The 12,987-nt window shown below is 50.1% G+C and carries 11 protein-coding genes; 4 read left to right on the top strand and 7 right to left on the bottom strand.

Going from position 1 to position 12,987, the window contains the following annotated elements; all coding sequences use genetic code 11:
• Positions 1-99: 99 nt before the first annotated feature.
• Entirely contained in the window at positions 100-513 is a 414-nt protein-coding gene (locus C558_RS0101895; RefSeq protein ID WP_156825956.1) for a hypothetical protein, read from the top strand.
• Positions 514-579: 66 nt separating this feature from the next.
• Here the strand turns inward: C558_RS0101895 and C558_RS0101890 are convergent, their stop codons facing one another.
• From C558_RS0101890 to C558_RS0101860, 7 genes are all read right to left on the bottom strand, one after another.
• Positions 580-1,080, bottom strand: a complete 501-nt coding sequence (locus tag C558_RS0101890) for a DinB family protein (RefSeq protein ID WP_018754520.1) — start codon at positions 1,078-1,080, stop codon at positions 580-582.
• Between the two features lie 297 nt (positions 1,081-1,377).
• Complete coding sequence (locus tag C558_RS0101885) at positions 1,378-2,325, bottom strand: helix-turn-helix transcriptional regulator (RefSeq protein ID WP_018754519.1); 948 nt, start codon at positions 2,323-2,325, stop codon at positions 1,378-1,380.
• Between the two features lie 90 nt (positions 2,326-2,415).
• Positions 2,416-4,164, bottom strand: coding sequence for a sensor histidine kinase (locus C558_RS0101880; protein WP_018754518.1), 1,749 nt, complete (start codon positions 4,162-4,164; stop codon positions 2,416-2,418).
• Positions 4,161-4,847, bottom strand: a complete 687-nt coding sequence (locus tag C558_RS0101875) for a response regulator transcription factor (RefSeq protein WP_018754517.1) — start codon at positions 4,845-4,847, stop codon at positions 4,161-4,163. The genes C558_RS0101880 and C558_RS0101875 overlap by 4 nt, the downstream gene beginning before the upstream one ends.
• A 34-nt stretch (positions 4,848-4,881) precedes the next feature.
• A complete protein-coding gene (locus C558_RS0101870; RefSeq protein ID WP_018754516.1) occupies positions 4,882-5,829 on the bottom strand; it encodes a 1,4-dihydroxy-2-naphthoate polyprenyltransferase in 948 nt (315 codons plus the stop codon).
• Positions 5,830-5,855: 26 nt separating this feature from the next.
• Positions 5,856-6,935, bottom strand: coding sequence for a nitric oxide synthase oxygenase (locus C558_RS0101865; protein ID WP_018754515.1), 1,080 nt, complete (start codon positions 6,933-6,935; stop codon positions 5,856-5,858).
• Positions 6,936-7,289: 354 nt separating this feature from the next.
• A complete protein-coding gene (locus tag C558_RS0101860) occupies positions 7,290-7,721 on the bottom strand; it encodes an EamA family transporter (protein WP_018754514.1) in 432 nt (143 codons plus the stop codon).
• Between the two features lie 111 nt (positions 7,722-7,832).
• Between C558_RS0101860 and C558_RS32970 the strand changes: the two genes are divergently transcribed.
• The 3 genes from C558_RS32970 (at position 7,833) to C558_RS0101845 (ending at position 12,973) form a co-directional block, all read left to right on the top strand.
• A complete protein-coding gene (locus C558_RS32970) occupies positions 7,833-7,964 on the top strand; it encodes a DUF4023 domain-containing protein (RefSeq protein ID WP_018754513.1) in 132 nt (43 codons plus the stop codon).
• Between the two features lie 340 nt (positions 7,965-8,304).
• Positions 8,305-9,591, top strand: coding sequence for an ammonium transporter (locus C558_RS0101850; protein WP_018754512.1), 1,287 nt, complete (start codon positions 8,305-8,307; stop codon positions 9,589-9,591).
• Positions 9,592-9,709: 118 nt separating this feature from the next.
• Positions 9,710-12,973: a DEAD/DEAH box helicase gene (locus C558_RS0101845; RefSeq protein WP_018754511.1), complete on the top strand. Its 3,264-nt coding sequence runs from the start codon at positions 9,710-9,712 to the stop codon at positions 12,971-12,973.
• The last annotated feature ends 14 nt before the right edge of the window (positions 12,974-12,987 follow it).

The raw sequence follows: 12,987 nt of genomic DNA, 5'->3' as shown, positions 1-12,987 counted from the left end.
TATCTTTTATTATGCGTTGTGATAGGATTCATTATGCTTATCACCGTACCCTCAAGCAAAAGACCTTCTGAGACTCCCATAATCCATGAAACATCTAATATGACGCAATATGTCGAGCTTAAGGCAGTAGATCCTGCTGTGGACTATTTCCCTATCTCAGGTTGGGAGATTACAGACCTCGGCCTAACATCCAAATCAGAGACAAGCAACAAAAACCTTCAGGTTACTGCGATAATCGATCTTGGGGAAGGGAAAACAGCCAAAGCAACAGCCAAGGTCCAAATACAAGAGGTAATGTTCGGCGGATCGATGGGGAGAAAATTCATAAATGTCGTTGATCATTCCGAGCAGCTCACTGCAACGACCACACAGGGTGAGAATCTGATCACAAATTATGTTAAGGGCACCGTACAGACGGATCAGCGATTGCAAATTTCGTATAATGGCTACTTGGAGAGTACCGAATACGAACATCAATTTTTCCAGGGTACAGGGTTTATCCAAGCACTTTAAGAGACAGAACACAAAAAAAGCGCGCCTCCTTACCGTCGTAAGGGGACGTGCTTCTATTTATTCAACTTATACTGGAGCTTCAACACCCATACTCGCCCATTCTTCTTTGGATGGACCGTATACGCCAGGCACTTGTAGACCTGCTTGACGCATTAGGATCGTCAACTGACCCCGGTGATGAATTTCATGCTTCAAGTAAATGTTCAATGTCAGTCCATTTGGCCAGATTTGACCGTACATATTGTTCTTCTCCTGCAAATTGGCATCGGTCCATTGGGATTCCAATGCATGAAGCAATCCAGTTGACACGCTCCGATATGCATCTGCGATGGCAGAAGCCGATATTGGCAGCTCGCTGTTCGCAGCAGGCGCTTCAAACTTAAGACCCATAGAGAGCAGCATCCCCTCATCATTATGGACGAGGTGCCACGCCAGTTGGCCTAATGACCGATACCCCGGAGCTACTTCCTGCTTCAAAGACGCATCCGTTAAGGCATCGAGTAACTTCTGTGTGGAAGCTGATTCGAGTCGATACTCCTCCATAAAACTTTGTAACGATTGATACATGCTTCATTACCTCCCATAATTTTCTTCAATGAACTTCTTCTTATCTCTACTATAAACCAAGAACACTGACAGATGGTTGTCAGTGTTCTCGGGGTCATCTTAAAATATTCGTGGCGCAAACTTTAATCCCTGCACGACATTTAGAACTCGGACAAATTTGCTAATTCGCGCCTATTGGGGCCAATCAACTGCCTTTTAGCAGCTATTTCGATCTCTTCGCGCCTGCTCGGGCCATTTAACTGCTTTTTGGCAATTATTTCGGGCTGACATTTCACTAGCGATCAATCCATAGGGGACTCACGGGGCATAGCGTCGCGAGAGCACACCCGCCACCTCGCCTAACATCACCTTCACGTCATCCGGCTCAATCACCTCTGCATGGATTCCCCAGCTTAAGATCCATGCGCAGGCTTCTTCGATTTTCCCGACATGAAGTGTGACAAGCAATCCTTCAGGCGTGCTCTTCATTCGCGTCACATCTGAGCTGAGTCTCTCTGCAATCGCATGGGCCATATCGGCAGCGAAGCGTACCTCAACAGCAATAGAACGGCCTTTCACAGCCGGACGTTGATACTCCACATCAAGAGGTCGAGTAAATATTCTTGGTTCAAGCTGCAAATCATAGATGCGATCAATATGAAATTGGCGAATCCCTTGTCGCAGGTGACAATAGCCAACCACACTCCATGCGCCTGCTGCAAAGACCAAGCCATATGGGTCGATCGATCGAACCGTCTCCAAGCTGCCGTCCGGGTAGGGTGTCCGGCGCTCATAACGAAACTTTACCGTCGTCTCCGTCACAATCGCTTGCCTTAGCAGCGCCATTGTTCCAAGCGTCTCCTCCTGATGCAGTGGGTGAATGGAAGCCCGCAACAACCCCGCACGCTGGCGATCGGCCTTGCGCTTCACCGCACCTGGAAGTACGCCCTCCACCTTACTTCTGACTTGTTCAGCAGCAGCATGGTAATCGCGCCCCAATTGTCCTGCTATCCAATCGATGCCGAGCAACAGCGTCAACGCTTCTTCAGCCGTCATACTCACAGGCGGAAGCGTTTCTTGATTCGCAAGCGCATACCCTCGTCCCGGCGCCCCGTAAATCGGTACGCCTGCATGAATTAGCGCATCGACGTCCCGATAGATCGTTCTCGCGCTCGTCCTAAATGTGGCGGCCAAGTCTTTCGCGCGCTGCATACCGCTCTGCTGCAACACCTCGATCAAGGCCAACCGACGTTCTGCTTGATTCATCTGATTCCCTCCTAGGACCGCTGCAGCGCGTGCAGCCAAGCCGCTCACACCGAAGCACTCTATAACATCCTATGAGGGACTCTCTCGTCTCTATGCTTCCGATCGCGGCATGACGGGCAGCATGAACGTGACTTCGACGCCCCCTTCTACATTGCCAATCGAATACATACTGCCATGCATTTCGAGCAGATGCTTCACAATTGATAATCCAATCCCATTCCCGGTGTCGCCACGAATGCCGGATTCATCTGGTCGATAGAAGGCATCCCATATATACGGCAGATGTTCCTCTGCAATCGGGATTCCCGAATTAAAGATAGAGACCTGAACCCACGACACTATCGAGACCCCATCGAGAGATCCAGGCAACTCACACCCCTCAGCAGGGCCGGATACAGGGCGTACCGTAATCTGAATTCGATCTCCAGCACCCGTATAACGGATGGCATTCGTTAACACATTGGTTAGAATTTGCTGCAGCCGCTGCGCATCTGAGCGGACAAGCACTTCAACTTCCGAACACAACCATTCCAGTTGAATCATTCGATCATTCGCGATCTGCTCCAAGGTCCCTACCACGAACCGAATATGCTCCCGAAGCGGTATAGCTGACCACTGCAGACGGAATTTGCCACTCTCGAGCTGTGAGAGATCAAGCAGGTCATTCACAAGCCTCGACATCCGTTCCGACTCGTGAATAATGACGGTAGCATATTTATCACGCTTCGCCCCCTGACCTACATTATCACGCAGTGCTTCCGCGTAACCCTGTATCAGACTAATCGGTGTCTTAAGCTCATGCGAGACATTCGCGACGAACCGTTTGCGCATCCGTTCAAGCTGCTTCTCTTTCTCAATATCCAGCTGTAGTTGGTCATTCGCTTCCTGGAGCTCCCCCATTGTGTCGTGCAATTCTGTAGCGAGATAATCGAAGGTCTGTGCAAGTTCGCCAATCTCGTCCTCACGCTTCATATCCGTACGTACGGAGAAATCCAATTTCGCAAGACGCTTCGCCGCATGGTTCAGCTTCACGAGCGGATTCGAGATCATCCGGCTGAACAAGAATGCGAAACCCATCATCATAATGACCGCTGCAATATAGAAATATCTATAGAACCCGCCGAGCAACGCCGTTGCATCCGACACCGGCTCTAACGTGGACACCGTAACCAAGTAACGTTCTTGCCCTTTCTCCGGAGGCAACGGGGCCATCGCAGCCCATACCCGCTCTTTATTCGAATCCACACCTACACCTTGATTGAACAACTGCGAAGTAATCCCTTGATCCATCGGACGCAGCAGCATCTCTGCAAGCTTCTCCTGCAGCAAGTCATTGAGACGCATCGCGTCCTGACTGTACCAAGAAACAGCAGCAACCGTGCGCATAGGCACAGCCTTTTGTGGATTCTCCGTATCAATGGGCTCAGTAGGGGTCACAGGCACGGCAGGAGTTACCTTCTGCCAAGGATCCGCCATAATGAGTTGAACCTCCATTGGCTCGCCGATCTGCGCTTTTGTTAGCGGAGATGCTTTTAATTCTCGCGTTCCCAAATATACATCAACAAGCTTCCCCTGCTTATGAACAACCCCTGTAAGCGAGTAATGTGCGACATCAAAATCAGCTAGCTTATTCATCCATTGCTCATTCAGCGGCTGGTCTTGAAGCTCTTCATACATGCCTCGAAAATCACTCTCAAGCTCCGAACTGCGCACTTTCAAAGAATACGGTTGGAAGAACACAAGCTGAAGAACCATGAACAACGTGACGAACCCAAGGAATCCGATAGCCGTCGTCCAATATACTTTTGTCGTTAATCGACCCGAGTTCCATTTTTTCATGTTTGATATTTATACCCGCTTCCCCTCACGGTGACGATCCGCTCCGATTCCACGCCAAGCTTGCGCCGCAGTCGTTTGATACTCGTATCGACCGCCCTTGCATCACCGTAATAATCAAACCCCCATATCACATCAAGCAGACGATCCCGCGTCAACACTTGATTCGGATGCTTTGCCAGATAGACGAGGATCTCGAACTCTTTACTCGACAGCGCTACGACCTCACCGCCAATTCGCAGCTCCATCGCCGCCTCATCCAGCACGAAAAAATCATCTTTCCCCGCCCCTAGCGCCGAGTCTGCCGCTCTGAACCGCTGCAGCAGCACATTAATTTTGGCAGACAACACCTTCGGACTGAACGGCTTCGTCACATAATCATCGACACCGCATTCATACCCCGATATCTTGTCCTCATCCTCCGATTTGGCCGTTAGCATAATGACGATCGCCCTAGAGAACGTCCGCAGCTCTTCACACACCTCGAACCCATTCATCCCCGGCATCATCACATCCAGCACGACCAAACCCACGGCTTGTTCACGCAATATATTTAGGGCATCGCGGCCATTCTTCGCCTGCAGCACCGAATAACCTTCATCACTTAGATAATCCGCCACCAACTCGCGAATCAGCTGTTCGTCATCCACAATGAGAATAACAGGCGACTTGCCCACATCCCCCATAATCCCCCTCCTCATCTAGCGTGCTTTTTTATAGCTACGCCATCCATATCGCAATGCCATACACGACAATCCTCGCTGCATTCATGATCACGAAGTTCTTCACCGCGAGCACGAACGTGTCTTTCTTCGTCTGAAGCTTCTCGAACTGGTTCACATGGCGATTCACCGGTATCAATGTACCTAACAATAACAGCAAGAGGATCGGATGCACGCCGAGATAAAACAACACAAACATATCCAAATAAGCTGAGTAATAAATCCATCGGAACAATCGTAATGCATTTCTTTTCCCGATATAAACCGGTAACGTATACCTTCGATTCTCAACATCATCTTCCATGTCGCATATATTGTTCGCCAGCATAATGTTCGCAATCGCGAGTACCGCCGGGATTGACACTCCGAACAGAAGGAGCACCTCCAGAATCTGAATATTCAGATGTGCGATGCCGTGATCAAATGCAAGCTCTACGAGTTCACTGCCAGGAACATGGATATAAGTAGATAAGAAGAGGATGACGAACCCCATGAACAAACCCGAGAACAGCTCCCCAAGAGGCATACGTGAGATCGGAATCGGGCCGAAGGAATAGAGAATCCCCACACAGAAGGATAATCCGCCTATGAAGAAAATAAGCCAACCCGTCTCCGCAACGAGCAGAATCCCCGCACCTACCGCCAAGATGAGCAGTATCGCGATGATTCCGACAACAGTTCGCTCCCGCATTCCGTATTTTACGATCGGATTATGCGTCTCATAGCCGTACCCTTCCGTCTTGATTGCTTTTTTATAATCATAATAGTTATTAATAACCGTCGTTGCCATATCAAAGCTAAGCAGAGAAACAAGCATCAGCATGAAATGAATCCCATTGAACGCATGAAAACGATATAACGCATAGAACGTCCCCATCAGAAAAGGAATCATGCTGGCCACTTTCGTCTTGATTTCCACAAGCTGTAAGAATCGTCCTAATGTCATTGCTAAACCCCTTGCTCTTGTTGTAGCTACTTCCGATGATAGAAGAAATTCGGCTTCACAATCGTATTGCGATACGGTTTGTGGAAAATATGCGTCGTCGCTGGCGATACCGGCGGGATGAGCCACGTCCAATTCCCTGTCACTGGGCGTTCCGCCTTCGCTTCATTCGCTTCGAATCGCATAAATTGCTGCGCAGCTGTATGATGATCGACAATCGACACCCCTCGCTCGCGAAAAGAGTGAAGCACCGCAACATTAAGCTCCACGAGCGCCTTGTCCCGCCATAACGTTGATTCACTGCTCGTGTCGAGCCCCATAATCTCAGCGACCTTCGGCAGCATATTGTACCGTTCTGTATCCGCGAAATTACGCGCCCCAATCTCCGTTCCCATATAGAAGCCATTGAACGGCGCCGCTGGATAGGATATCCCGCCAATGTCGAGCAGCATGTCCGACACCGCCGGAACGGCGTACCATCGCAGTCCTAAGTCTGAGAATGCAGGCCACTCCGGATGTGTGATGGGCACTTCCAGCACAGCTGACTCCGGCAGCTCGAACCACTTGGGCTCCCGCGACCCAATCTTCACAACGAGGGGCAGGATATCGAAGGCTCCACCTTGGCCCCGCCATCCTAGACTTTCACACAAGGCCGTGAAGGGAACCGAATGCGGGTCGCCGACAATCCCCTCATCGGTGGTATATCCCGCATAGCGAATCAACTGATGATTCAGAATACGGATCTCTTCCCTCGATTCCGCCGCAGGTCTAAACACCGTGATCGTCGGCCTGATTTTCCCTTCATTCGTCGCGAACAGCAAATGCTGAATCAACGCATCTGCGACCGCTTCCTCCGTGGTTACATGCCGGGCATCCAGCACCGTCAACGTATCCCAGAACAGGCGCCCGATACAGCGATTGCTGTTCCGCCATGCTAATTTGGCTCCATAGATTAATTCTTGATCGGTATGTTCATATGTCCCTTGCCGGGCGATCTCTGCTTCAATATTGGCCCAGCGTGCCTTCGCTTCCTCTTCAGATTTCCCCCATTCGTAATAACAGGTTTGTATGAACTGCATTGCTTCTTCATGATTCACAAGACCACTCATTTTGTTTAAATCCCCTATCCCATTGTCCGAATATATGAAACTTCTTGACTTATTATAAAGAAATCCCCTTCAAGTACGTGTTCAAAAAGTCGGCATTTCAGCACCTTAAAGTTTTCAAAGAAAACTTACATCGTAAGCGTAAGCTTAGGTTGAGAGAACCCTCGGATAATGCTTACGTAGCGAGTTTTTCTTCGAAAAACTTTCAGAGGAACGGAGTTTAGGCGAAACCTAAATGAGTACCGGACTTCGAAGGTGGACGCAAGATTCGATGTCGATTATGCTTCTTGAATGACTTCGTTATCAAATGATGACTTTTTGAACAACCCCTTCAAGTTAAAAAAACGCAAAATGACCTCATGGCGCAAAGGCTGTGATTAATACACCGATAGCAATGAGACCTATGCCAACACCGCCCCATAGAGATAACTTCTCCCCTAGAAATAACAAGGCAAACGCAACGGCAAGCACCACACTGAGCTTGTCGATTGGCGCTACCTTCGAGACATCCCCTTTTTGAATCGCAATGAAGTAGAACATCCATGAGAGCGCACCTGCCACACCACTTAGCACAATGAAGAGCATGGCCTTCTTATTCGCCAGAACGTCGCCGATCTGCGAGATCTTTCCTTGGAACAGAAGCACGCCTAAGAGGAACAACATCATAATGACTGCACGAATCGTCGTCGCAGTATTCGAATCGACCCCTTTCAATCCGATCTTCCCGAAGATGGATACGAGCGCAGCCATCACAGCCGAACCAAGGGCATAAACTAACCAACTTCCCATTCGAACACATCCTTTAATTATGTATCTACTATAGCTTACCCGATCTCCCGATGATTTTCTCCAATAATGGTTACATTAACAAGGCAAACTATTGAACAAGGAGGAATTTCTGTGGACAGTACCCGTGATTTTGTAGAGAAAGTGCATGATACGCAAGAGAAGGACCGCAAGAACAAACAGCATAATGGCCAAGGCAGCCAAGAGAAGAAACTGCCCGGCAAACAGCACAGCACCAACAAATAACATTGCGTCATGCCATATACGATCTAGGCCGCCATCCTATGGATGGCGGTTTTTCTATAGATATTGATCTCCATTCACCTTTTTATGTAATAAAACATAACATGTATTCATTAATAACGTTGAGATAACCCGTATTTTCACATTTATCGGACTATAACACATTAAAATTAGGTTCGATTTGCACTAATGAGATAATACTTTATATTATGATGTTAGTTATATTGACATTTTGTTTCATATTCAATAAGATACGAACATAATATCATTTATACGAAGTGATTGTCCGTCTTTGGGAACAACGTGGGTTGACTACATTATTATAGGAGAGAGGTAATGTGACATGGAATTAGGGATTAATGCAGTATGGACGATGTTGAGTGCAATTTTAGTGTTATTCATGCAGAGCGGATTTATTATGCTCGAAGCCGGCTCCACACGAATGAAGAATGCAGGTCACATTGCCGGGAAGACCGTCTTCACCATCGGTATCGTCTCTATGGTATTCTGGGCCGTCGGATACGCCTTTATCTTCGGCTCTCAAGGCAATCCCTTCATCGGATGGGGAGATTACTTCGGATTCAGCAGTATGTCCGTACCGGAGGGCAGTATTGTGGCTCCGACCGTGAACTTTATGTTCCAGCTTGCTTTTGCCACTATCTCGATGTCCGTTGCATTCGGCGGCTTCGCAGAACGCGCCAAGCTATCCGCTTATCTGATCTTCGCGATTGTCTTCTCAGCCATCATCTATCCGGTGATTGCGCATTGGATCTGGGGCGGCGGATGGCTTGCGAAGCATGGGGATCAAGACTTCGCCGGCTCCACAGTCGTGCATCTTACCGGCGCTGTCGCGGCGATGGCTGCGACCATGCTGCTCGGGCCGCGTCTTGGCAAATACAACAAGAACGGCAAACCGAACAATATTATGGGGCACAATCAAGTGTTCACAACGCTTGGCGTCATGCTCCTCTGGGTAGGCTGGTTCGGATTCAATGCAGGCAGTACGATTGCAGCAGGCGATGGAAGCTTCTTCGGATTCATCGCCATCAACACACAGCTCGGTGCTGCAGCAGGTGCAGTAGCTGCACTCTTAATCTCCTGGATGGTTACGGGAAAAGCAGATATCTCCGTTATGCTGAACGGCGCACTCGCTGGTCTCGTCGCAATAACCGCTTCCTGCGCGTTCGTCGAATCTTGGGCCGCTATTGTAATCGGTTTGATCGCAGGGATTGTCGTCTTCCTTAGCATGCGTCTGTTCGAGCGTCTTCGGATGGATGATCCGATCTACGCGATGTCAGCGCACGGCATGGCCGGCGTATGGGGCACACTCGCTAATGGTTTCTTCGCTACACCTGAACTGGCTGCCAAGGTCGGCGTTGGTAAAGCCGGATTGTTCTATGGCGGCGGATTCGAGCAATTAGGGGTTCAAGCGCTCGGCGTCATCGTATGTGCAGCATTTACGTTCGTCGTATCTTATCTGGTCCTCTACTTGATGAAAGTAACCATCGGCATTCGCGTGACGGAAGAGGAAGAGACGATCGGTCTCGATCTTAGTGAACACGGCGCGTATGGTTACCCTGAACAAATGAAGGAACTAGCACACACCTCGAGCCAAGGACACTCCGCCTAAACAACCTCGTTCGAATTGAAAATACCGACTGCAGCATGCAGTCGGTATTTTCTGTTATGATGGATCTAATTATGTTCAAATACACCATCATTTCAGATAGAGAAAGGATTTATTCGCGATGCAAGTACCGTTGACCCTGAAGCGAATTCGAGCATTATGCGGCGAGTCTGCTTATGAGCGGGGTGAAGCCTACAGCCTAGCTGGTAAAGTGCAGTTCGTTAACAAATATCCGCTAACCCCTTATTATTCGGCCACCGTCCAAGGCAACAGTGCGTATCAGGTGACGGTCGAGATCGAACCAAGCGGGGAAATTGATGCGGAGTGCAGCTGTCTTGCTTTCTACTCCTATGATCACTATTGCAAACATGCAGCCGCGGTCCTGATTCAAATTCATGATATTCTTCACGGCATTGACTCAGCGCCGACCGGAACTCTGATGCCAAGGGGTTCTGAAACCGTAGCACGCGATCAGCAATTCATGCAGAACATGCTGGGATTGTTCCGCGACAAGCCGGTTCGGTCAAGTGCGACAGGGACATTCCTTGATGCAAGAACTCTACTGGAAGTCGAATTTCATTGCCGACTGATCCCTTATGGTGCTCGCAAGTTTATGTTCGGTATCGAGTTAAAAGTAGGGCCTCAACGACTCTATATGGTGCAGCGCATTCGTGAATTCCTCGAACACATTGAGCGTGGGGCATCCTACGAATTCACCAAACATTTTACCTATAACCCCACCCAGTATAGATTCTCGAAAGATGATGACGCGGTCCTTCATGAGCTGATTCGCATCCACAATCAAGACAAGCTGTATCAGGAGCGCACGCTCATCTCTTCGACACCGACCAGACCAACCAGCGATAGCCGAACAATCTTGATCCCTCCCTTCTCGTGGGAGAGGCTGCAATCCCTCTTGCAATTGGCAACTTCCGTTAAGCTTGAACATGAGGGCAGAATCTACGAAGGAATCGAGCTTTCGAATGAACCGGTTCCGCTCCGATTCTCTTTTGGCGAAGGACCGGGTGAAGGCTGCGAGCTCGACATTCAAGGATTCGACGAACTTACGGTTCTGGAAGATTACAATGTACTCTTGTATGATGGGAAGCTATTGAAGATGCAGCCGCTTGAGGCCAGACGCATCGCCGAAATAAGGCATCTCATCGATACCGCTCGTCAGGAGCGGCTTCACATCCCACGCGCGCAAATCGAATCCTTCATGGAGGAAGTGGTTCCCGGCCTTCGAAAGCTCGGCACCGTTCATATCGCACAATCCATATCGGATCGAATCGTCAATACCCCGCTGAAGGCCAAGCTATTCCTTGACCGAGTAAACGATAAGCTGCTCGCAGGCCTCGAATTCCACTATGGAGAGATGATCTTCAATCCGTTGGAAGACCGAAGCCAGCAGCACGGGGACGACCGGATTCTGATCCGTGACGGCGAGAAGGAGCAGCGCATCTTAGCCCTGTTGGAGCAGAGCGCCTTCGCCAAGACGGATGCAGGGTATTATATGGAGAATGAGGATTATGAGTATGAGTTCCTCTACCGGATCGTGCCTGAGCTTGAGAAGCTCGTGCAGGTCTACGCAACTTCCGCAGTCAAGGTGAGACTCCACCTGCCGAGTGTGCCGCCGCGAATAACGGTAAATGCCGATGAACGGACCGACTGGCTGGAGTTCCAATTCGAACTGGACGGGATTTCCGATGCCGAGATACGCAAGGTCATCCAAGCACTTGAAGATAAACGCAAATATTATAAAATGCCGAACGGGGCATTCATGCCGCTAGAGGGTTCAGCATTCCAGGAAATAATCTATCTTATCAATGAAGTCGGCATTCGGAAGAGCGAGATTACAGGGACACAGCTTCGCGTTCCAATCGTTCGCGGACTTCACCTGCTGGATACCACGCAGCATAGTTCGTCCGTGAAGCTGGGCAAGTCCTTCCGCAAGCTGCTCGAGCACATGCGGAACCCGGACCATCTGGACTTCCCAGTACCGGAATCTCTCGCAACGGTACTGCGGGATTACCAGACGTACGGCTTCCAGTGGATGAAGACACTGGCCCACTACCGCTTCGGCGGTATACTAGCCGACGATATGGGACTGGGCAAGACGATTCAGAGCATCACCTTCCTCGTCTCCGTCTTATCCGAGATTCGAAGGGAGAAGCGGCAAGCACTAATCATATGTCCCGCGTCACTCGTGTACAACTGGCTGAATGAGCTCAAACGGTTCGCCCCAGAGATCCGAGCCATCATTGCCGACGGCAGCAAATCGGAGCGCAGTGGCATCATTCGTGCTGACGATTCAGAGGTCGACGTGATCATCACCTCCTATCCGCTGCTGCGACGCGATGTCTCGCTCTACACGAAGCGCTCATACCATACCCTCATCTTGGATGAGGCTCAAGCATTCAAGAATTATACGACGCAGACGGCGCAAGCCGTGCGTGAGCTGGATGCCCGCTATCGCTTCGCACTGACGGGTACGCCAATCGAGAATACGCTGGAAGAGTTATGGTCCATCTTCAGCGCCGTGTTTCCGGATCTGTTGCCAGGACTCAAAGCCTTCGGGGATTTATCTCGAGACACCATTGCGAAGCGCGTTCGCCCATTCTTGCTGCGACGGTTGAAATCCGATGTGCTGAAAGAGCTGCCTGCGAAGATTGAATCGACACAAGCATCCGAACTGCTCCCGGAACAGAAGAAGCTGTACGCTTCGTTCTTGGCGGAGCTGCAGCAAGAAACATTGAAGCACCTCGCTGAGAAGGACTTCTACAAGACCCGCATTCGGATTCTGGCCGGTCTAACGAGATTGCGCCAAATCTGCTGCCACCCTGCACTGTTCATGGAGGGCTACGAAGGGAGCTCCGCCAAATTCGAGCAGCTCTTCGAGATGATCGAAGAATGTAGGGGTACGGGGAGACGTCTGCTCATCTTCTCCCAGTTCACTGAAATGCTCGGGATGATCGGCAGAAAGCTGTCCCATCAAGAGATACCGTATTTCTATCTGGATGGCCAGACGCCAGCCGTGGAGCGCGTAGAGCTCTGCCGCCGATTTAATGACGGGGAGCGCGACCTCTTCCTCGCTTCACTGAAGGCAGGCGGTACCGGACTGAATTTGACGGGAGCCGACACCGTTATTCTCTATGACCTCTGGTGGAATCCTGCGGTGGAGCAACAGGCGGCCGACCGCGCGCATCGCATCGGGCAGCGTAAAGTCGTCCAAGTTATTCGCCTCGTTGCCCAAGGCACCGTCGAAGATAAAATGTACGAGCTGCAGAAGCGCAAGATGAACCTCATCGACGAAGTCATTCAACCGGGGCATGAAGGCTTGTCTGCGTTAACCGAGCAAGAGATTCGCGAGATTCTGATGATCTAATCCAGGCGGCACAC

This window comes from Paenibacillus terrigena DSM 21567, assembly GCF_000374845.1.
Lineage (GTDB): Bacteria > Bacillota > Bacilli > Paenibacillales > Paenibacillaceae > Paenibacillus_K > Paenibacillus_K terrigena.
This window is presented reverse-complemented; position numbering and strand designations above follow the sequence as displayed.

Coding starts and splice junctions, on each gene's coding strand:
- C558_RS0101895 (WP_156825956.1), top strand. CDS start 100: ATGACGCAATATGTCGAGCTTAAGGCAGTAGATCCTGCTGTGGACTAT.
- C558_RS0101890 (WP_018754520.1), bottom strand. CDS start 1,080: ATGTATCAATCGTTACAAAGTTTTATGGAGGAGTATCGACTCGAATCA.
- C558_RS0101885 (WP_018754519.1), bottom strand. CDS start 2,325: ATGAATCAAGCAGAACGTCGGTTGGCCTTGATCGAGGTGTTGCAGCAG.
- C558_RS0101880 (WP_018754518.1), bottom strand. CDS start 4,164: ATGAAAAAATGGAACTCGGGTCGATTAACGACAAAAGTATATTGGACG.
- C558_RS0101875 (WP_018754517.1), bottom strand. CDS start 4,847: ATGGGGGATGTGGGCAAGTCGCCTGTTATTCTCATTGTGGATGACGAA.
- C558_RS0101870 (WP_018754516.1), bottom strand. CDS start 5,829: ATGACATTAGGACGATTCTTACAGCTTGTGGAAATCAAGACGAAAGTG.
- C558_RS0101865 (WP_018754515.1), bottom strand. CDS start 6,935: ATGAGTGGTCTTGTGAATCATGAAGAAGCAATGCAGTTCATACAAACC.
- C558_RS0101860 (WP_018754514.1), bottom strand. CDS start 7,721: ATGGGAAGTTGGTTAGTTTATGCCCTTGGTTCGGCTGTGATGGCTGCG.
- C558_RS0101850 (WP_018754512.1), top strand. CDS start 8,305: ATGGAATTAGGGATTAATGCAGTATGGACGATGTTGAGTGCAATTTTA.
- C558_RS0101845 (WP_018754511.1), top strand. CDS start 9,710: ATGCAAGTACCGTTGACCCTGAAGCGAATTCGAGCATTATGCGGCGAG.